The following is a 21712-nucleotide window of genomic DNA, read 5'->3' on the forward strand; positions in this document are numbered from 1 at the left end:
GTTGCACAAACGTATGCGCAAACCGCTTACGCAGCTACTAAGCGAAAAGCAGCTGAAGCTGAAAAACATAAATCTTGGTAAACACCAAGAACTACTTCGCTTGTCGGTTTCAATTTTGTGTTACAAAAACACACAATATGAAAAAGTACAAATTACTTCGTTTCGCATCAGCCGGGTTAATCGGCTTTTCTGCTTTCGCTATCCTGATGGTTAGTGTAATGGCTTTTCAAAATCCGCAAAAAGTAATGGACCTTGTACAGGTTACATTGCCTAATAATGATGCCTTCAGTTCTATACGTGGCGTATATGGCGGTGTTGGTTTAACCATTTGCATAAGCCTTGTTTATCTCGCATTTAAAGATCATACCAAAGGCCTTGCATTTGCATCCATTCTGTGGGGCTCTTATGCGCTCTCCAGAATTATAACCGTTTGTATTGAAGGCCCGTTAGGAGCATTTGGCACACAATGGCTTTATACCGAAAGCTTTTTATGCATTGTTTCTGTAACACTGTTACTCGTAAGGGTGAAACTTTTACAAAAAAACGCTTCGCTTATTCGTGCATAAAAAAAAGGATGCTGCCGGCAGCATCCTTTTAAAAAATATCTTTCTTATGCTTAAATAGAAAACTCCGTTTTTAATTGCGCTACAGTACTATCAATTACTTCGCCTGCAAGTCGGATATGGTTCTTTAGATCTGCATTGTCATTGTTGTCTTTTCCCGATTTTTCAATTTCACGAATAACATGCTTAAGCACACTTATGCGCATGTTATCGATGCTTGGTTTTAGTTTGTGTGCAACTGCCCCCATTGCCTCAAAGTTTCCGGAAGCATACGACTCTTTCATTTGCTGAATCATTACCGGCGACTGATCGCAAAAAAGTTTAACCATCTTGAGAATAAACTCTTTATTTCCTCTGCTTAACTCGTTGAGTGCCGATAAATCGTACAACTGCGGACTTGTTTGTTCTTTAACTACTTCTTCAGCATTCATGGCAGTTAATTGCCTGTTTAACCAATGAGCAATTTTTTTCAGGAACTCCTCTTCATTAAATGGTTTGGCAATATAATCGTTCATACCTGCGGCAAGACATTTCTCACTTTCGCCTTTAATTGCATTTGCTGTTAATGCAATAATAGGTATGTTACTGTTTTGCTTTCTTATTATTCGTGAAGCATCAAAGCCATTCAGCACGGGCATTTGAATATCCATCAGAATTAAATCAATATTGCCTTTATTTAGTGTAAACACTGCTTCTTCACCATTTTTTGCCTCAACAATTCCTGCTCCGTAATTTTCTAATATTGTTGAAGCCACCAGGCGATTCATGTCGTTATCATCCGTAACTAAAATAGTTTTCCCTTTAAGAAAATCTTCTGATATATCGTTCAACATTTGCATTTTAATATCTTTATTATCGCCTTTTTTAAATTCTATTGTAAAGGAAACAGCTGTGCCTTTCCCTTTTATACTTTCCACTTCAATTTTACCACCCATTAACTCAACCAGTTCTTTGCAAATACTCATCCCCAATCCTGTACCTCCATATTTACGGGATACTGATTCGTATTCCTGGCTAAACTTATCGAACAGCTTGTCTACAAACTCCTGTTCCATGCCAATACCCGTATCAATTACTTTAGCCTCGATGGTTTGTGTAGTTGCCGTTTCTTTTATTACTGTGCAGGTAACATCTACCGAACCTCTTTCTGTAAACTTAATGGCATTGCTCAGCAGGTTTAACATTACCTGGTTAAGACGATAGGGGTCGCCAATTAAAACAGGCGAAAGCACTTTATCGCAAAACGAATTGGTAAGGCGCAGTCCTTTCTCTTCGGCCTTATGCATCAATACCTGCATAGCACCAGCAACTATTTTCTTTGGCTCAAATCCGATTTGTTCAATAGTAAGTTTGCCTGCTTCAATTTTTGACAGATCAAGAATATCGTTGATGATAACAAGCAGGTTTTCTGCTGCTGAATTAATTGTAGAGAGATAAAAACTTTGCTGATCGGAAAGGTTTGTTTTAGCCAGTTGATTACCCATGCCAATAATGGCATTCATGGGTGTTCGTATTTCATGGCTCATGTTAGCAAGAAAATTTTCTTTAGCCTTTGCTAATGATTGTGCCTGTTCTCTTGACTTAATCAGTTCTTTTTCCAGCTTTTTCTGGTTCGTAATATCAAGGCAAATCACAATAGAACCAACATGCGTTCCGTTTGAAGCATACTTTGGTGCAGAGCTAACAAACCACCAGCCTTTTGCTCCTTTAATATTTGTTTGTACTTCGTATGCTTCGCTTATACCATCCACTCTTTTCTGCATCCGTTGGGTTACATCCGTAACACTGTCTTCTGCAAGAAACCGCATTGCATCATACCCTAACGCTTCCATCTCTTTCAGCCCGGTCATCTTAAGTAATGTTTGGTTGGCAAAATCAATTTTACCTGTGGCATCCATTTCCATTAAGCCCAGGTTCATATTGGCAATAATGCCACGGTACTTTTCTTCGTTTATGCGTATTGCCTCTTCAATTTTTTTTCTTTCTGTTATATCAACCCCGTATCCAATAACAATCGAAACATTATCATTTTTATCTGTTACAGGAAACCACCTGCGCAGTACATATTTTTCTTCGCCTGCTTTGGTAATGTATTTCTCTTCCTTTTCAAATGGTTTTTTTGTTTCAAGAACATTGGTAAACGACTTGTGCCGATCTTCTGCAAAACTTAACGGTTTATTTCTGTACAGGCAGTAGTCTTCATCTTTTTTACCAATTATCCATTTACGCAAATCCGGATCTTTTATTGACCGTGGATTAACAAAAAGATATTCATGTTTCTGATTAAACACTGCAATTTCTGCAGGCATATTGTTTAATATGTCTTCGTAAAACTTACGTTGCTCTTCTAATTTTTGCTCTGCATTCTTTCGCTCAGTTATATCAAGAATAAATCCGGTAAATACATTATCGCCATTTTCTGTTTGGTAAGAAAAAGAAGAATGAACCGAATGCCACTTTATTGTTCTGCCCGGCACTATCAATCTCGATTCACAATAAAACGGCTCAAGCGTTTTGCGGCAGCTCAGGTTTTTTTGAATGATTTCATCTCTGTCATCGGGATGAATGTAGTTAAGATAGTTCTTGAAGTCGTCGGGCTTAATACCAAAAATACGTTCTATTGCCGGGCTTATATAAATAAGGCCTTCTGTTCCGTCTTTCTTAAACTCATACTCATAAATTACACCCGGAATATTTTCTGAAAGCGATTGAAACTGTTTAACACGATTGCTAAGCTCTGTTTCGGTGTTTTTAGTACTGGTAATATCTGTGTGTGTACCGGTAATGCGCAAAGGCATTCCATTCCTGTCCTTTTCAATAACTACTCCTCTGTCTAACACCCATCTTACAGAGCCATCTTTATCCCTGATGCGGTATTCAAGACTGTGAGAATCTGCTTCTGCATTTCTGTACTTCCTGTCAGTTTCTACTAACAAATGCCTGTCTTCGTCAACCACGCTATTCCACCACAATTCCTCATTATTTGTTAACTCATCCATTTGGTAACCTAAAAACTCATTGTCGGTTTTTGAGAATGATGTTTTACCTAATCTGAAATCATGTTCCCAAACGTTATCGCCAATATTTTCCAACGCTTTTTTAAAACTGCTTTCCGATTCTTTTTCCTTAGTTATATCTTCTTCTAAAGCAAAAAATCCGCTTATTTCTCCTTTCTGATTTCTGGTTGGCTGGCCCTGAATTCTTGCCCAATACCTTGCTCCGTTTTTATGATAGTTGATTATTTCGGTATTAAACGGCTTACCATCTTTAATCTGTCTGCTGAGGTAGTCGATTGTTTTTATATCTGTTTCTGCCCCTTGCAACAAGTGACCGGGCTTACGCCCTACAACCTCCTCAAGCGAATAGCCCGACATTTTAGTAAAGCTCTTATTTATCCATGTTATACATCCTTCTGCATCAGCTATTATAACTGCGTTGATATTATCTTCAGCAATCTGAGATAATACTTTCATTTTTTCCTCATTAATCTTCTCTTCAGTAATATCTTCAATTATTCCGAAATATTCTTCTACCCCGCCTTTCGAATTTTTAACGGGTTGTGTAGATGAACGCCCCCAAAACCAACTTCCATCTTTCCTGTAATAAATAATTTCAATATTAAACTCAAGCCCGCCAAAAAATGCCTCCAGCACTTTTTTGATTGATTCGTGATCTGTTAATGGACCACGACAAAGTTCAAACGGTGTTTTACCCATAACCTCTTCGAGTGTAAAACCGGTCATTTTGCAAAAACCTTCGTTTGCCCAGGTTATTTTTCCATCGGGCTGTGTATACAATACCCCGTTTTTATTTGCACTTGCAACCAAAGAAAGTCTTCTTAATTCATTTGCAATTTTCTTTTCTTTGGTAATCTCTTTTCCATAAATATTTATGTACCGTTCCTGTTGCATCGGCACACAAACAAAAGAATAATACTTGTTCTCTGTTGCCACTTCAATATCCCACCTGGATATTGTTTTATCTATTCGTTCTGCAATAAGTTTAAAAAAATCATCATTACGAAGTGTTTTCTTTTCAAACTCAATAAAATCAAATGAAGCTGCCGCAGGGTTATTAAGTAAAAGCTCTCCGTTAAAATCAATTCTTATCCTTGGGTCGGGGTTTTGCATTGGAAACAGTGCAAAATCGTGTGCTTTTTTATTTGCAGCTTTCAGATCTTCTTTTTGCTCATTGTATGTCTTTATCAGTTTCTTAAGATCGTCGTTAGTTACCTCATGCGATTTTAAAATATTCAGCAGATCTATTAAATGATCGTGATAGGCAAAGTCTTTCAGTTCAAGATTATTCTCGTTTACTTCTTCCATAGTACCAAACCATGGAGAACCAACAAACAATACTTCATCTGTTTTTTCAAGATATTCAAACTGTCCTCTTAATTTTATCTTACCGGTTGTATTCGATTCTAATGCTATTAGCTGGTTATGTAAACTCACCAGTTCATCAAAAGAAGTTGTAAGCATATTCAGTTGCGGAACTGAAAAATGCTGCGTAATAACATCGCCCGGCTTTATGTTACATAATTTCGAAATGGAGTTGCCCATCGATTTCACCCTAAGCTCCCTGTTTATTACAAGATAAAAAGGAAACAAACGGTTAAACTGAGCATTATCTAATAAAAAAGATCGATTCACTTTATCGGTTACTTTAAATAGTTCAGTAAGCTTGCTGTATTTCTTTTCTGACTTGATTCTGCAATAGAATGTCCTCCACTTTTACCTAGCCTGATTAGCAAAGCCATACAAATTGCGGTTGCAGGTTTTGATAGATGCTTTCTGTTTTCATTTTTCCAGGAGTTATTTCTTCTCAAATATATTCAACACTTAATCTGCCAACAAACTTACTATTTAAAAAACAGCTCTTGTCGTTTAATCTGATAACATTACGGAACAATTTGTTGATACAACATGAGCAGTTGCATCCTTTCTTTGACCGGTCAATTTTGTTTATCGTTGCTCAGCTTTTAGTTATTACATTTTGCAGACGCATTTCGTACTGATGTTTGCAATTGGAGCTGAATTTTAGTCTTCGTAAAAAGAAGTTATCGTCATGGTTTGGTTGTGTAACTGGCAATTACCGCCTTCGTTAAAAGGAGAAATTTCGCCGTACGAATAAAACCCCGCCATTACTGTTTCATTAGTGTACGATTGTTGAACAGCTTTTACTTCTTCAACTACTTTATCGGCTAATATTAATTTACGACCAACACAGCTAATAAGCAATGAAAAGGATGGCATTTTTTTATGCCCTGTAACCGTTAATGCTGCTGCCTGGTCTGCTGCTGCTATTAGCTTATCGAAGGTGGACTTCATAAACCTTACTGTTGAACCTACAGGAATATCCCCTGCAAAAATCATCAGCTTTTCCTTTTCGTTTACAGAAAGTATTGTACGTACAAGCGGTTTTTTTGCATCGGGAATTGTTACTGAAAGAGGAAAAAGTAATGCAGAGGATGGAAGGTTATGGGCTTCTTTTCCTAAATACTTTTTATAAAGATCAAGTGCATTTTGTCCTTCAATTTCCATGAGCACATTTGCAGACGATCTGGTTACCCTTTTTTCCAACCCAAACATTTCCCACCCACCTTGCGAGCCATGTGTAATTTTTATATTACTTCCATATAAACCAATTGCTACAATTTCGCCATGCGCAGGCTGTTTGTTTAAACCTACTAAAGTAGAGTTGAAGTTTGCAGCATCGCCGGCAAGCCCGCCTGTAATTAAAATATTTTGCGGCAACTGCGTAGTTAATCCCTTAACCAATTCGCTTCCGTTTACAAGTGCACCATCTGAAAACACAAGCACATGTGCAAGATTCTCCGATGGTAATTTTGATGCTAAGCTTATTGCCGCTTCTTGTGTGTTTGAATAGTTGCTGATGTTAACAGATGCTGCAATTACTTTTGTTTTTTCAAATTGTATTGCTACTGCTATAAATGAATTATCGAACACTTCGTTTTGATAAATTTCACCTGCAGTACTGCAAAAAGCAATCTCTGCTGTAGAAAATTTAGACCTGAGTGTATTGTAAATTTCTTCAGTTTCCAAAAGAGCTTTTGCCGAAAAACAAAGCACAAGGTTGGCTTCATTAGGATTGACGGATTGGCTGTTTGGGTGTAAATTCCAAGTACTGTCTGTCAACCTATAAATTGATGTATTCATTTACTCTTTGGAGAAAATTTAAAATCCTTAAACAGTACAAACTACTAACCAAACAAAAAAACAGTTTTAAGCAAATGAAAATCATTAGCTTACGATAAACGAAACAGTAATCCTTTTTCCGGAATTTAGAAAAAAATCCATTTTCTGGACTGGTTTCGTTTTCTAAAACCCTTTCTTTTTTGTGAAAATGTGCTACTGCTAGCTAGCTAAGTAAACGTTGCAGAATGCAACCCATTAACCGGAATGTTTATACTCCAGCAACAACCTTCGCCCGGCTTAGAACTTAACACATAAGTTCCCTTTAACCGGTGAATACGTTGCGTAATGCTGTTCATTCCTATACCTGAGGATATTTGAGAGCTATCGAAACCTTTGCCGTAATCTTTTACAATTAAGTTGAGGTAGTGTTTATCTTTTTCTATTTTAATTTCGGCTTTTTCTGTTTCTGAATACTTAATCAGGTTGTTTACGATTTCTTTAAAAAGCATTAAAAAATCGTTTTGTTCTGCTGGAGATAAAACGTTGTTTAAATCTTGTATATCAACTCGTATATCAAACAGGATCATACTTTGTTTCTCCAGTAAATGAAGAAATTTCCCTAGCTGTGTTTCCAGATTTTCTGCCTGTTGTCTGTTAAAGAAAACCTGGTGCGTAAGGTTTCTTACCTCCTCTATTGCTGATGTAATAATTTCTTTCGACTCGTTTATGTAATCGCCGGATTTAGCCGGGTTATTCAATGCCATTTCGAGAAACAGCTTTGATATTGATAAAAGGGGGTTAATACTGTCGTGTAATTCCGATGCAAACGCTTCCTGTGCCTTTGTTTTTTCTTTTTGAGCCATATAAGCATACCGAAGCGAACCAAGCGACTTTAGAACCGGCGACTGTAACTCCGTAACTCTTTCAAAAATCTGTTTAAACTTATCTACATCCTGTTCGCTTTTTACTACATAATCGAAAGCTCCGTTATTCATCAGTTCAACCGATATTTTTACATCTTGCTGTGAACTAAGAATTACAGTAAGCGTTTCAGGACTTCTTTGATTAATTTTTTCGAGCAACTCCGATCCATTATAATCGTTAAGTTGATAATCGAGGAATATGATATCTGGTTTATCTTGTAAAGCATCTATCAGCTGCGAACCATTTTCCAATAAACTTACGTTTCCGAAGCCTGCCAGCTCCAGAATCTTACTATAGTAAGCTCTGCTAAAATCATCGTCGTCTACAAAAAGCACTTTCAAATTACCCGCCATAACAGTTGTCTTAAGTTATACATCACAATCATTGGTCAGATTTCTGCCAATTCAGAAACCTAATCCGCCAACAAAAAATCAACAATTTTATAAATTCAATAACCAGCTTCTATTATTTAAACAGCTTTACAAATTCTGGAATTAATTATTTGCTACTTCAATTTCACCCTCCTGTATCATTTTGTAAATAGTGCTTTTGCCAATATCCAATGCTTTTGCTGTAGCCACCACATCGTTACTATTTTTTTTCAGGTAATGGTTAATAATATCGCAGGTATGCTGCCTGAGTGTTTTATATTCCGGAATAAACAAATCGTCTGTTTTTGTGGAAGTAAAAGTAATGTCGTCGGCTTTTATTTCATTATCCTCACACATTACAATACCTAATTCAGTTACAGCTTTTAGTTCCCGCACATTTCCAGGAAAATGATATTTTAATAATTTCTCTTTGGCCTCTTTTGAAAACTGAATATTACCAAGTTTATTTTCTTTAGCAAAATCATCGGCAAAGTGTTTGGCAAGAATCAATACATCATTTCCTCTTTCTCTCAGGGGTGGCAGCTCAATTGGTAAACCCATAATGCGGAAGTAGAGATCTTCTCTAAAGTTTCCCTTCTTTACTTCATCGGCCAGGTTTTTATGTGTTGCTACAATTAAACGCACATCAAGTTTTATTTTTTCATTTCCGCCAACTCTTATTACCTCTCTCTCCTGCAATACCCGAAGTAATTTGCTTTGCAGACTCAGATCCAACTCAGCTATTTCATCAAGAAAAATCGAACCGCCATTTGCTTCTTCAAATTTTCCGGCTTTACGTGAAACAGCTCCTGTAAATGCGCCTTTTTCATGACCAAACAATTCGCTTTCAATTAACTCTTTCGGAATTGCAGCCATGTTTACTGCCACAAAGTTTTTCTTTCTTTTTTCACTGTTATAATGAATGGCTTTAGCCACTACTTCCTTACCCGTACCCGTTTCGCCTGTTACCGATACATTGATATTTGTTTTAACAGCCTTTTCCATCATTGTAAATACACGCTTCAAATTTTCGCTCTGGCCAATAATCGTTTTTTGAAATGAGTATTTTTGTCCCAACTCCTCCCTCAAATGTTCTACTTCTTTTTTAAGCGATTGGTTTTCCTTTATACGAATAACGCTGTTCCATAAAAGATCTTTTGTTGCTTCATCTTTTACCAGGTAATCCGTAACACCCAGCTTCAAGAGGTTTACTGCTACCGAAACTTCTTCCTGTGCACTTATAATAATAACAGGAACGGAAGGATAAATCTCTCTTACTTTTTTAAATAACTCGTCCCCTTTCATATCTGGTAAAGAAAAGTCGATGGTAATAAGATCGGGCTTTGCTGAAAGTTTTGCAAGACAATCTTTTGCAGTTTCAAATCGGGTAATCTTATAATCGGGGTTTAATGAAAGATGATAAGCTAATATTTCCCCATACCAGGGATCGTCTTCTACTATAAAAATAGTGTAGGCCATAGTCAATTTGTTTATCGGTTTTTCAGTTCAAGGATAGTACAAAAATTGGACTATTTCCAATAATTAGACAAGAATAAAGAATGCAATTTTTTAAGCATTTGATTTTTATATAGTTATCATTTGGCATCAGCTTTGAAATCTTGAGTTAAACACAATAACGCTGAAAGTACTTACCCAAAATACAATATATAGATGTCATATTAAATCCCGTACTCTATAGACAAATAATTGTTCTCGTTTTTAATCCGGTTACCCAAAACCCACTTTTTTAATCGTGTACCTTGAAAACTGTAATTCAACCCTGGTAAAACTCAATTAAGTTACTGTATCCTGCTGAATAAATTTAGAACTGCCGTGTCAACGGCATCTTCAATTGCACAAAAGCATCCTGTAATGTTTGCACATTTTGTAAAACAAAGATCAGGCTGATTGGCATTTTTAGTCCTGTATTCCCCTTTAAAAACAAAGAAAGTAAGCAGAAGGTACTTAAGAGACTCCCGATTTTATCTTTTGGCTACTGCATCAATGAAGCATTTATTAAAAACAAAAGCCTTGCAATGTTTATTCCTGCAGGGCTTTTGTTTAATAATTAATTCTGTAGTCCCGACAGGAATCGAACCTGTATCTAAAGTTTAGGAAACTTCTATTCTATCCATTGAACTACGGGACCGGAATTTAAAAAGGAGGGCAAAAATAACATAAATCAGCAATCGCCAATCGCAAATCTGCCGTCAAACCCTACCTTTGCTGCCCAATTTGTCGACGTATGAAATTATTAAATGTTTATATCCGCTACAGGCTCATAATCGGAATCGTTTTATTGGTTATTGCAGGCGTAGTGCATTATTATACCAGCTTTTGGTCTTCTTTCATTATTTACCTTGTTGCGTTAATCAGTATTGTTGGTCATTTCTTTTTTGGCCCGTTACGCCTTATCCAGGAATACATGGAAGCAGGCGACATGGATGGTGCTGAAAAAATCCTCAACTCAGTTACTTTTCCTAATCTTCTTTTTAAACCTATCCGTTCTGTATTCTACACGTTGAAAGGCAATATTGCCATGATGAAGCAGGATTTTGATGGCGCAGAAAAAATGATGAAGAAGGGCATGGACCTCGGCTCCGGTTCATCGCTGATGCAGGGCACCGAAGGTGCAAGTCTTTTACAAATGGGTATGCTGGCTATGCAGAAGAATAATTTTAAACAGGCTGAAAGCTATATCCGCCAGGCTTTGCGTAAAGGATTGCCCGATAAAGAAAACCAAGCAGCTGCCAACCTCCAGATGTGCAGTATTATGATGAACAAGCGAGAGTTCCGTGCTGCTAAAGATTATTTCCGTAAGGCAAAAGCGTTAAAACCAACAACGCAGCAAATTGCCGATCAGATAAAACAAATGGAGAAATATATTTCCCGTCTTCCGGGATAAGGTAAAAGTTAAGAGGCAGAAACGAAAGGTATTTGCAAACTCAGATAGCTGGAATTCCTGCCTCTTTAAACTCTTTACAGGAAAGCTGATAAATCAGCGGGTGTGGTAAGGAAAAACAACGGCTATAAAACCTACTATGCTGTAAAAATACCTCCGCCGCTTCTTCTAAAAAATACCACTTTTAGGGTATATCCCCTGCCCCACCAAAGCAAAACCGCCTCTCTCTTAAGAAAAAGACGGCTTAGTGACGTTTAAGTCTGGATTTTAAAAACGGGCTTTTTTTAACTGTTTCAAGATAGAGAAACAAGGCAATTGTTTTGTCTGCTTGTTGAAGAATTTATCAAACTATTATCCACAAAAGCAAACATTCGGGTAAATTTAAAGGGCTAAACATCTCAGAGTCAAACCAAAAGAGAAAACTAACTTTACTACATGTCTATTGCAAATGAAAAGCTCCGGCAGAAATTTCTGGAAGAATATGAGCGTTTGAATGAACAGCAAAAGCTGGCTGTTGACCGTATTGAAGGACCCGTAATGGTAATTGCCGGGCCCGGTACAGGCAAAACCCAGATCCTTGCCAGCCGTATTGGAAAAATTTTGCTCGAAACCGATGCATTGCCTCAAAACATCCTCTGTCTTACTTATACCGATGCCGGTGTGGTAGCCATGCGTAAACGCCTGCTTAAATTTATTGGCACCGACGCATATAAAGTAAACATCTATACCTATCATGCTTTTTGTAACGATGTAATACAGGAAAATCTTTCGCAGTTTGAAAAAACAGCGCTCGATCCACTTTCCGATTTAGAAAAGATCGAACTTTTTAAAGAGTTGATTGATTCCTTTCCAAAAAATCATCTGCTGAAACGTTACCGTGGTGATGTGTATTACGAAATTACCAACCTCGATAAATTGTTCAGCACAATGAAACGAGAAGGCTGGACACCTGACTTCATTATTGGCAAAATTGATGAATACCTGAAAGACCTGCCAACACGTGATGAGTTTATATACAAACGCAAGTACAAACAATTCAACGCAGGTGATGTAAAAAAAGAAAAGCTGGAAGAAGAAACCGAACGCATGGAAAAACTCCGTGCGGCTGTAAATGAGTTCGATCGTTTCCAGAAACTAATGCGTAATCGTAACCGTTACGATTTTGATGACATGATCACCTGGGTAATTAAAGCGTTTGAAGAAAACAAAAACATGCTGGCTAATTACCAGGAGCAGTTTCAATACATATTAGTTGATGAGTTCCAGGATTCGAGTGGCACACAAAACCGAATTGTGGAATTACTCATCAGCTACTGGCAACAGCCGAATGTATTTGTTGTGGGTGATGACGATCAGAGCATTTTCCGTTTCCAGGGTGCAAACGTGAGCAACATGCTCGACTTCGCCAACAACTACAGCAACGATCTGTTAACGGTTGTGCTTACCAGCAACTATCGAAGTACACAAACCATACTCGACAGTTCAAAAGCAATCATTGACCGCAACAACGAACGTTTAACCAAACAACTGCCCAATCTCAGTAAAGATCTGCAATCAGCAAACAGCAAACTCGCAAACATTGCGCATGCTCCTGCAATTAAAGTGTACCAGACACAACGGGAAGAAATGATCGACCTTACACTGCAGGTGCAACAGTTAATTGCTGCAGGTGTGGTACCTGGCCATATTGCAATCATCTATAAAGAAAATAAGTATGGCGAAGAATTAACCCATTACTTCAATCACTTAGCGGTACCATTTTACAGCAAGCGGCATTTGAATATTTTGGAGTTACCACTTGCACAAAAAATCATTCTTATTCTTAAATACCTTGCTGCCGAACACGATATACCGTACGGTGGCGATGAAATGCTTTTTGAATTACTGCACTTCAATTGGTTTCATATTCCACCTGTTGAAATTGCAAAATTAACAGTAGAAGTATCGGGTTTACAATTCGGAGAGAACAGGACATCGCTTCGCAGATTATTGTACGAAAAAGCACATGCACCTGCAAAAGATCTTTTTTCGCAAGGCATCCATCACGGCTTAAAAGATGCAAGCCGCATGTTTGAAAAACTCATTGGCGATGTACCGAATGTTACATTGCAACATCTCTTCGAAAACTGCGTTCGGGAAACGGGTATTCTTAAATACATTATGCAAAGCCCCGATAAACATTGGTTGCTGAAAGTGCTTACGGGTTTATTTGATTTTGTGAAAGAAGAAACAAGACGCAACCCAATGCTGAACCTCGAAGGATTGATTTCCATTATTGAGCTGATGGAAAAAGAAGGTCTTTCACTACCATTGGTACAGGTAAGCGGCAGCGAAAACGGCATCAACCTGCTTACGGCACATGGCTCAAAAGGCCTGGAATTTGAACATGTATTTGTTGCCGGTTGTAACTCTGCTTTCTGGGAAAAGAAAAAGAATAACAACAAAGGATATAAACTACCCGAAAATCTTTTCTTTACTGCAGCAGATGACAAAGAAAGTTCGGTTGAAGAACTCCGCCGTTTGTTTTATGTGGCAATGACAAGGGCCGAAACGCATCTTACACTTTCCTACAGTCGTTTTAAAAACGATGGTAAGGAAATGGAACCGTCAATGTTCCTGGAAGAAATAAAAGAAGAGCAGCCGCTAACAGATATTCCTGTAGTATTAGCGCCGGAAGTATTAAATGAGTTTACAGCTTTGCTGTTTGGTGAAGCACAAGCTCCTGAAATTGATAAAATTGAAGAGCAGTTCATTGCGCCCATACTGGAAAAATTTGTAATGAATGTAACAGCGCTCAACAACTACCTGAAGTGTCCGTTGGATTTTTATTTTAAAAATCTCATCCGCATCCCATCGCCAAAAAACGAAGCAACAGAATTCGGCTCATCGGTGCATCATGCATTGGAACAGTTGTTCCGTAAAATGCAGGAAAGCAAAACAGACAGTTTCCATTCCAAAGAACAGTTTATTGCAGACTTCGAATGGTATATGCGTCGCCACCGAGAAAGCTTTACCAGGGAACAGTTTAACCGACGTATGGAATACGGCGTGGAAGTGTTGAGTAATTACTACGATAAATACATCAACAGCTTTTCGAAAATTGTGGCTATTGAACGCAACATCCGCAACGTAACCATTAAAGGCGTTCCGTTAAAGGGAAAGCTGGATAAACTGGAGTTTGACGGAAAAGCAGTAAATGTGGTTGATTACAAAACAGGTGATGTGGAGAAAGCAAAAGACAAATTAAAAGGCCCTAACGATAAACAACCCGATGGTGGCGATTACTGGCGCCAGGCAGTGTTCTACAAAATTCTTGTTGATAATTACGAAGCAAAAGACTGGAAAGTAGTAAGTACAGAATTTGATTTTGTAGAACCTGATAAGAAAAAAGAATACCGCAAGGAAAAGATCGTTATTACTCCGGCCGATATTGAAACGGTAACACAACAGATCGTATCGGTATGGGAGAAAATTCAGAACAGGGAATTTTATATCGGCTGTGGCAAAGAAGATTGCCATTGGTGCAATTTTGTAAAAACAAATGAAATGGCGGTGGCATTGCATGAGTTAGAGGATGAAGATGCAGCGTAAGCTTTGGCGCTGAGAAAAGAGAATAAGAGTTTAACGCAGAGATTTTTACAAGTCTCTGCGTTTTTACTTTGCGCCCCCTTATCTAAGCCGAACATCAAACGAACTCTACCAAAACCTTGTTAATCCTTCTCCCCGCCAAAATCACGGTTCGTACAATTAGCCTAAGTTTGCAACTTCTATGACAGCAGGCAGAATTATATCACTCTTCTTTTTCGGTGCTTTGTTTATTGGTTTGTTCAGCGGTTCAGGTTGTGCCAATATTGTGCCTCCGAGCGGCGGACCAAGAGATAGTTTACCACCTGTTGCTGTTGCATCTTCGCCCAAAGACTCCGGCACGTTTGTTAAAGAACAAAAGATCACCATTGTGTTTGATGAATTTGTGGAGCTGAAGAATGCCAACGAAAAAATCATCATCTCACCTTATCCGGTAAAAGAGCCGGTGTACGAATACAAACTCCGCACTGTAACGGTTCGCTTAAAAGATTCGTTACTGCCCAACACAACCTACAACATCAACTTTGGCGACGCCATTGTTGATTTGAACGAAGGCAATGTGCTGAAGAATTTTGAGTTCAGCTTTTCAACAGGTGCCAGTATCGACAGCAACTCGTTAAGCGGTAAAATTATTTTAGCTGAAACAGGCGAAACCGACAGCACTATGTTTGCTCTTCTGTATAAAAAACAGGAAGACTCTACTGTTTCCAAAGAAAAGCCCATGTATGTTGCAAGAGTAGATGCGCAGGGCAATTTTCGTTTTTCCAACCTGCCTGCAGGACAGTTTTATGTATATGCACTGAAAGAAGAAGATGGCGACAAGCGTTACAGCTCGCCGCTTGAGCAGTTTGCTTTTCTTGATTCTGCCGTAACAATCGGAGCAACAACCGCTCCTGTACAACTCTATGCTTTTGCCGCAGAAAAGCAAAAACCGAAGATGCAATCAACCGCTGTTGATAAAGCAAAAGGATTGATCGGCAACGCAAATGTTGCAGCAGGTGCTTTCGATTTCCTCGACACATTTACCATTGCATTTCCCAAGCCTGTTCGAACATTGGATGTATCGAAAATAAAACTGGTGCAGGATTCTGTGCAAACCATCAGCAACCTCACAATTAAAAACGATTCTGTACGCAAACAAATACAGATCATCAATAACTGGAAGCCGGGATCGAAATACCAACTCTTTCTCGATAAAGGCTATGCAGCAGATACCAGTGGTTTAGCTGTTCTTAAAGTTGATACACTTGCTTTTCGTGTAAAAGCCGAAAAAGAATATGGATCGCTGCGTATCCGTTTTACAGGTATCGATACAGGCAGTCACCCTGTGCTGTTGTTCTATAACAACAAAGATCTTGTTGGCGGTTATCCTTTTAACGGCAAAGAGTTTTACAGGAAGCTGTTTAAACCGGGCAACTATAAAATTGCTATCCTTTACGATGTAAACAACAACGGCGTTTGGGATGCAGGCGATTATTTTGCAAAACCAAAACGTCAGCCGGAGTTGGTACAACCCATCAACAAAGATGTGCTTGTAAAAGAGAACTGGGATAATGAGCTGGTGATCGATGCTGCGGCTTCAGGCACAGCAACAAGAAAGCAATAGCTTCTTCTGTAAACCAAATTCTGTGTTCCTTCGTACTTTCGTTGTATGTCTTTTTCCTCTTCTTTACTTGAGCAGGCTGTAAATGAGTTTGCGAAACTACCCGGCATTGGCAAAAAAACAGCATTGCGACTGGTACTGCATCTTATTAAACAACCGGCAGAAGAAACACAGTTTTTTGCAGATACACTTGCCCGCATGCGTAAGGAAATTAAGTTCTGTACAAAATGCTGTAACGTGTCCGATACAGAAGTGTGTAATATCTGCAGCAATATATCCCGTAAAAAACAAATTGTGTGTGTGGTAGAAAACATCCGTGATGTGATTGCCATCGAAAGTACCCAGCAGTTTAACGGTTTGTATCATGTATTGGGCGGAGTAATATCACCGCTCGATGGTGTTGGTCCCGATCAGTTAACCATTGAAGCTTTGCTGCATCGTATTAAAGAAGATGAAGTGGAAGAGCTCATTTTTGCACTCAACCCGAATATTCAGGGCGATACAACTTTGTTCTACATCAGCAAAAAATTAAAAGAGCACCCCATTAAAATAACCACCATTGCCCGTGGTATTGCCTTTGGTGGCGAACTGGAATATGCCGATGAATTAACACTCGCAAGAAGCTTACAGAACCGTCAGCCTGTTGCAAGCTATGTGAGTATGAAATAAAACAAATCTTATACAATCAACAATTATGCTACTTCGTCTTTCACTTTATACTGTTTTGTTTGTTTGCATGGTTTCCTGTAAAAAAGAAACAACAACCAACAACAATGTTGATCTCCAGAGCGGAACCTGGCGCATCAATTATTACTGGGATACAAAGGATGAAACCTCCAGTTTCACTTCATACATTTTTATGTTCAACAGCGGCGGCAGCATTATGGCACATACCAGCACATCGATGGTTACGGGTACCTGGAGCGAAACGGCTACCAAACTCACACTCAACTTTGGCAGCGATCCTGTTCTCTCCGGTTTGAATGGCGATTGGCTGAAAACAGAAAAGACCACTACTTCGTTAAAGCTGAAAGATGATAATGCAGGCCAGGACGACAAAGTATATTTCGTTAAGAACTGAAGACCAGACATTATTATAGCCGAAAAACCGCATCATTGCTGATGCGGTTTTTTCATTTACATTTGCACATTATTCAGGCGGATTTGTTTATTGTTCGGCCGGAGTAAGTGGTGAGCCAAGTCTAACCATTTGCTCGTATTTCGAGCGGAGTCGAGAAATACATTCAGAACTAATAAACGTTACAAAAACTCTCACCGGTTTTCTCCAGCGTTTATACTCAATTCGTCTGTTTGCAGTGCGTAACACTGCATCATTTGATCATTCTGTTGAACTGTTTTGCTTATCGCTCACAGCCAACAGCAAATAGCTTAGTTATGGACATCAGAAAAGAACTCGAAAAAAGAATCCTCGTTATCGATGGCGCAATGGGCACCATGATCCAGCGGCATAAATTACAGGAAGCCGATTACCGTGGCGAACGTTTTAAAGACTGGCATTCCGATGTAAAAGGCAATAACGATCTGTTGAGCATTACACAACCGCAGATCATTACCGGTATTCATAAACAATATTTAAATGCAGGTGCCGATATCATCGAAACAAATACATTCAGCAGCACCAGTATAGCACAAGCCGATTATGAAATGCAATCGCTGGCGTATGAATTGAATGTTGCATCGGCACAATGTGCAAGAAAAGCGATTGAAGAATACAATGCAGAAAATCCATCTACCCAAAGCACAAAGTTTGTTGCTGGTGCTATCGGGCCGTTGAATAAAACATTATCGCTTTCGCCCGATGTAAACAACCCTGGTTATCGTGCAGTTACGTTCGATGAAGTGGTAGCTGCTTATTACGAACAGATCAAAGGATTGGTTGATGGTGGTGTTGATGTGTTGTTGATCGAAACCATTTTCGATACGCTCAATGCAAAGGCTGCCATCTTCGCTGTGAAGAAATATTTTGCCGATCAGCAAAAGCCTGAGTTGCCGATCATGATCAGCGGAACCATTACCGATGCAAGTGGCCGTACCCTCAGCGGGCAAACACTCGAAGCTTTTTATATTTCGGTGATGCATGCCAAACCATTGAGCATTGGTTTAAACTGTGCATTGGGTGCACATGAAATGCGTCCGCATATTGAAGAATTATCACAAATTGCTTCCTGTTATGTATCGGCTTATCCCAACGCAGGTTTACCAAATGCTATGGGTGAGTACGATGAACGTCCGGAAGATACCGGTCATTATTTAGAAGAATGGGCAGAAGAAGGTTGGGTGAATATCGTTGGTGGATGTTGTGGCACCACACCTGATCATATTAAACATATTGCCGAGCATGTAAGAAAAATTCAGCCGAGAGAATTGCCTGTGGTAGAAGCGACTTTTTAAGGTTGAACCACAAAGACACTAAAAACACGAAGTAGCACAAAGCCTATGTATAAATTACTGAGTGAGCAAGAAGAATTTCTTGCGAGTGAAATTGTTGATATCGCCATCAAGATTCACAAAGAACTTGGACCAGGTTTGTTAGAAAGTGTGTACGCCAAGTGTTTTTATTATGAATTGAACCAAAGAGAAATACCATTTCAAAAAGAAAAAGAGGTGCCGATCATTTATCAAGCATTAAAAATTGACGACGGCCTTCGATTAGATCTTTTAGTTGATAACTTGGTTATTGTGGAATTTAAAGCACAGGAAAATTATCATCCTGTGTGGGAAGCTCAGATCTTAAGCTACCTGAAATTATCTCAGAAAAGATTAGGGTTTCTTCTCAACTTCCATGTGCCTCTAATGAAAGAAGGAATAAAAAGATTAATCTTATAAACTTAGTGCCACTTTGCGACTTCGTGTCTTGGTGGTTCAAAAAACATGAACAGTATTAAACCATACAGCCGCTTTTCAGGATTAGAACCTTTAGTCGTTCGTCCTGAAACAAACTTTTTGAATGTTGGTGAACGTACCAATGTTACCGGCTCAAAGAAATTTGCACGCCTCATCAAAGAAAACAAATACGAAGAGGCATTGAGTATTGCACGTCAGCAAGTGGAGAACGGTGCACAGGTGATTGATGTAAACATGGATGATGCCTTGCTCGATGGTGTGCAGGCCATGACCACCTTCATCAACCTCTTGCAAAGTGAACCCGATATTGCCAAAATTCCGGTGATGATCGACTCTTCGAAATTCGAGATCATTGAAGCAGGTTTGAAATGTGTGCAGGGTAAATGTATTGTGAACTCTATCTCCATGAAAGAAGGAGTTGACAAGTTTATTGAGCAGGCACGCATCTGTCGCATGTATGGTGCGGCTGTTGTTGTAATGGCGTTTGATGAAGTAGGGCAAGCAGATACCAAACAACGTAAAGTAGAAATTTGTCACCGTGCTTATAAGATCTTAACGGAGCAGGTTGGTTTCGATGCACAGGATATCATCTTCGACCCGAACATTTTTGCGTTGGCAACGGGTATGGAAGAACACAACAACTATGGTGTTGATTTTATTGAAGCTACAAGAGAGATCAAACAACTGATGCCGCTCACTAAGATCAGTGGTGGTGTAAGTAATCTTTCTTTCTCTTTCCGTGGTAACGATCATGTGCGTGAAGCCATGCACAGTGTGTTCCTTTACTATGCCATTAAGGAAGGCATGGACATGGGTATTGTGAATGCCGGTCAGTTGGTGGTGTACGATGAAATTGAACCGCAGTTAAGAGAGTTGTGTGAAGATGTAATTCTCAACCGTAACAACGATAACAACGAAGCCACCGATAAACTCATTGCATTTGCTGAAACAGTAAAAGCAAAAGGCAAAGCAGAAGTAAAAGATGAAGCTTGGCGCAACGCTTCCGTTGAAGAACGTTTGAAGCATGCATTGGTGAATGGTATTACCGAGTACATTGATGTTGATACCGAAGAAGCAAGATTGCAATACAACCGTCCGTTGGAAGTAATTGAAGGACCGTTGATGGCAGGCATGAGTGTTGTAGGCGATCTGTTTGGTGCAGGTAAAATGTTTTTACCACAGGTGGTGAAGAGTGCACGTGTAATGAAGAAGAGTGTTGCCTGGTTAACTCCTTTTATCGAAGCAGAAAAACAGGAAGCAAGCAACGCACCAACTATTTTATTGGCCACCGTAAAAGGTGATGTGCATGATATTGGTAAAAACATTGTGGGTGTGGTGCTGGGTTGTAACGGTTACAACATCATTGACCTTGGTGTAATGGTGCCGACTGATAAAATTTTAGATGTTGCTCAAAAAGAAAATGTAGACATCATTGGTTTGAGTGGATTGATCACGCCTTCGCTTGATGAAATGGTGCACGTGGCACACGAAATGAAACGCAGGGGAATGAAGCAACCATTGTTGATTGGTGGCGCTACTACTTCACGTATGCACACGGCAGTGAAAATTACTCCACAATATGATGATGGTGTGATTCATGTGTTGGATGCAAGTCGTAGTGTGACTGTTGCGGGCAGTTTGTTAAGCAAGGAGCAGAAACCTGCTTTCCTGCAAGGCATCAAAGGAGAATACGACAAGCTGCGTGATGATTTTAATAATAAGAAAGTTGTAAAACAATTCCTGTCGTTAGAAGATGCACAAGCCAATAAAACAAAGATCGACTGGAAAAATTTCACAGCTGTCACTCCAACCTTCACCGGTGTAAAACAGTTCGATAATTACGATTTAAACGAGCTTAGAAATTATATCGACTGGAAACCATTCTTTATCGCATGGGAACTGCATGGCAACTTCCCTGCAATTTTAACGGATGCAGTTGTTGGTACTGAAGCAACAAAATTGTACAACGATGCGAATGCAATGCTTGATAAGATCATTGCAGAAAAATGGTTGACCGCAAAAGGAACAGTTGGTTTCTGGCCGGCGAACAGTGATGGGAAGGACAGTGTGGAAGTACGAAGTACGAATGACAAAGTACGATTGGAGTTTCTTCGTCAACAGATCAAGAAAGCAGAAGGCCAACCAAACATTTCCTTAGCTGATTTTATTCAACCGGCTAACGACTCACAACCATCGGCTACCGACTACCTCGGTGCTTTCTCCGTAACCATTCATGGCATTGAAGAACACATCAAACGTTTTGAAGCAGCACATGACGATTACAGCAAGATTACGTTGCAGGCATTGGCCGATCGTTTTGCAGAAGCATTTGCTGAGTGTTTGCACGAACGTACACGTAAAGAGTTCTGGGGTTATGCAAAAGATGAAGTGTTGACGAATGAAGATCTCATCAAAGAACAATACATGGGTATTCGTCCGGCACCGGGTTATCCTGCTTGTCCCGATCATACAGAAAAATACAAACTGTTTAGTTTGTTAGGTGGCGAAGAAGCAACCGGTATTCATTTAACCGAATCGCTGGCGATGTTCCCTGCTTCATCTGTTTGTGGTTGGTACTTTGCACACCCTGACAGTAAATATTTTGGTGTAGGAAAGATCAGTAACGATCAGTTGGAAGATTATACCAAACGTAAAGGAATGAGTTTGGAAGAAGTGACGAGATGGCTAAGACCGATCTTAGAATGATAATAAAAACGCCCCGCAACACGGGGCGTTTTTAT

At 39.3% G+C, this 21712-nt stretch carries 13 protein-coding genes and 1 tRNA gene; 9 read left to right on the forward strand and 5 right to left on the reverse strand.

Annotated features, from left to right (window positions below):
• The first annotated feature begins 137 nt into the window (after positions 1-137).
• Positions 138-566 (forward strand): DUF4345 domain-containing protein, encoded by a 429-nt coding sequence (locus ESA94_RS14750; protein ID WP_129131694.1) that lies wholly within the window; start codon positions 138-140, stop codon positions 564-566.
• Positions 567-616: 50 nt separating this feature from the next.
• Here the strand turns inward: ESA94_RS14750 and ESA94_RS14755 are convergent, their stop codons facing one another.
• From ESA94_RS14755 to ESA94_RS14775, 5 genes are all read right to left on the reverse strand, one after another.
• On the reverse strand, positions 617-5215 hold the full coding sequence (locus ESA94_RS14755; RefSeq protein WP_129131695.1) for a PAS domain S-box protein: 4599 nt from the start codon (positions 5213-5215) through the stop codon (positions 617-619).
• 387 nt (positions 5216-5602) lie between these two features.
• A complete protein-coding gene (locus tag ESA94_RS14760) occupies positions 5603-6742 on the reverse strand; it encodes an FIST signal transduction protein (RefSeq protein WP_129131696.1) in 1140 nt (379 codons plus the stop codon).
• Between the two features lie 206 nt (positions 6743-6948).
• Entirely contained in the window at positions 6949-7998 is a 1050-nt protein-coding gene (locus tag ESA94_RS14765; RefSeq protein ID WP_129131697.1) for a hybrid sensor histidine kinase/response regulator, read from the reverse strand.
• Between the two features lie 141 nt (positions 7999-8139).
• On the reverse strand, positions 8140-9495 hold the full coding sequence (locus tag ESA94_RS14770; protein WP_129131698.1) for a sigma-54-dependent transcriptional regulator: 1356 nt from the start codon (positions 9493-9495) through the stop codon (positions 8140-8142).
• A gap of 598 nt (positions 9496-10093) precedes the next feature.
• Positions 10094-10165 (reverse strand) — tRNA-Arg (locus ESA94_RS14775).
• A 96-nt stretch (positions 10166-10261) separates the two neighbouring features.
• Here ESA94_RS14775 and ESA94_RS14780 point away from each other — a divergent pair.
• The 8 genes from ESA94_RS14780 (at position 10262) to metH (ending at position 21677) form a co-directional block, all read left to right on the forward strand.
• Positions 10262-10921 carry a tetratricopeptide repeat protein gene (locus tag ESA94_RS14780; protein WP_129131699.1) on the forward strand — a complete coding sequence of 220 codons (660 nt, stop codon included), beginning with the start codon at positions 10262-10264 and terminating at the stop codon, positions 10919-10921.
• Positions 10922-11353: 432 nt separating this feature from the next.
• Positions 11354-14509, forward strand: coding sequence for an ATP-dependent helicase (locus ESA94_RS14785; protein WP_129131700.1), 3156 nt, complete (start codon positions 11354-11356; stop codon positions 14507-14509).
• A gap of 178 nt (positions 14510-14687) precedes the next feature.
• Positions 14688-16109 (forward strand): Ig-like domain-containing protein, encoded by a 1422-nt coding sequence (locus ESA94_RS14790; RefSeq protein WP_129131701.1) that lies wholly within the window; start codon positions 14688-14690, stop codon positions 16107-16109.
• Positions 16110-16154: 45 nt separating this feature from the next.
• Positions 16155-16775, forward strand: a complete 621-nt coding sequence (gene recR, locus ESA94_RS14795) for a recombination mediator RecR (RefSeq protein ID WP_129131702.1) — start codon at positions 16155-16157, stop codon at positions 16773-16775.
• 25 nt (positions 16776-16800) lie between these two features.
• The gene (locus tag ESA94_RS14800) at positions 16801-17187 is read left to right on the forward strand and encodes a hypothetical protein (RefSeq protein WP_129131703.1); all 387 of its coding nucleotides are present in this window, start codon (positions 16801-16803) and stop codon (positions 17185-17187) included.
• 314 nt (positions 17188-17501) lie between these two features.
• Entirely contained in the window at positions 17502-18518 is a 1017-nt protein-coding gene (locus ESA94_RS14805; RefSeq protein ID WP_129131704.1) for a homocysteine S-methyltransferase family protein, read from the forward strand.
• Positions 18519-18563: 45 nt separating this feature from the next.
• On the forward strand, positions 18564-18953 hold the full coding sequence (locus ESA94_RS14810) for a GxxExxY protein (RefSeq protein ID WP_129131705.1): 390 nt from the start codon (positions 18564-18566) through the stop codon (positions 18951-18953).
• A gap of 45 nt (positions 18954-18998) precedes the next feature.
• Positions 18999-21677, forward strand: a complete 2679-nt coding sequence (gene metH, locus ESA94_RS14815) for a methionine synthase (RefSeq protein WP_129131706.1) — start codon at positions 18999-19001, stop codon at positions 21675-21677.
• The last annotated feature ends 35 nt before the right edge of the window (positions 21678-21712 follow it).

The sequence above is a fragment of the Lacibacter luteus genome (assembly GCF_004118265.1).
Taxonomy (GTDB): Bacteria; Bacteroidota; Bacteroidia; order Chitinophagales; family Chitinophagaceae; genus Lacibacter; species Lacibacter luteus.

Excerpts from the sequence above, each read along its gene's own strand:
- ESA94_RS14810 (WP_129131705.1), top strand. The coding sequence starts at position 18,564 with ATGTATAAATTACTGAGTGAGCAAGAAGAATTTCTTGCGAGTGAAATT.
- ESA94_RS14750 (WP_129131694.1), top strand. The coding sequence starts at position 138 with ATGAAAAAGTACAAATTACTTCGTTTCGCATCAGCCGGGTTAATCGGC.
- recR (WP_129131702.1), top strand. The coding sequence starts at position 16,155 with ATGTCTTTTTCCTCTTCTTTACTTGAGCAGGCTGTAAATGAGTTTGCG.
- ESA94_RS14800 (WP_129131703.1), top strand. The coding sequence starts at position 16,801 with ATGCTACTTCGTCTTTCACTTTATACTGTTTTGTTTGTTTGCATGGTT.
- metH (WP_129131706.1), top strand. The coding sequence starts at position 18,999 with ATGAACAGTATTAAACCATACAGCCGCTTTTCAGGATTAGAACCTTTA.
- ESA94_RS14780 (WP_129131699.1), top strand. The coding sequence starts at position 10,262 with ATGAAATTATTAAATGTTTATATCCGCTACAGGCTCATAATCGGAATC.
- ESA94_RS14785 (WP_129131700.1), top strand. The coding sequence starts at position 11,354 with ATGTCTATTGCAAATGAAAAGCTCCGGCAGAAATTTCTGGAAGAATAT.
- ESA94_RS14760 (WP_129131696.1), bottom strand. The coding sequence starts at position 6,742 with ATGAATACATCAATTTATAGGTTGACAGACAGTACTTGGAATTTACAC.
- ESA94_RS14805 (WP_129131704.1), top strand. The coding sequence starts at position 17,502 with ATGGACATCAGAAAAGAACTCGAAAAAAGAATCCTCGTTATCGATGGC.
- ESA94_RS14765 (WP_129131697.1), bottom strand. The coding sequence starts at position 7,998 with ATGGCGGGTAATTTGAAAGTGCTTTTTGTAGACGACGATGATTTTAGC.
- ESA94_RS14770 (WP_129131698.1), bottom strand. The coding sequence starts at position 9,495 with ATGGCCTACACTATTTTTATAGTAGAAGACGATCCCTGGTATGGGGAA.
- ESA94_RS14790 (WP_129131701.1), top strand. The coding sequence starts at position 14,688 with ATGACAGCAGGCAGAATTATATCACTCTTCTTTTTCGGTGCTTTGTTT.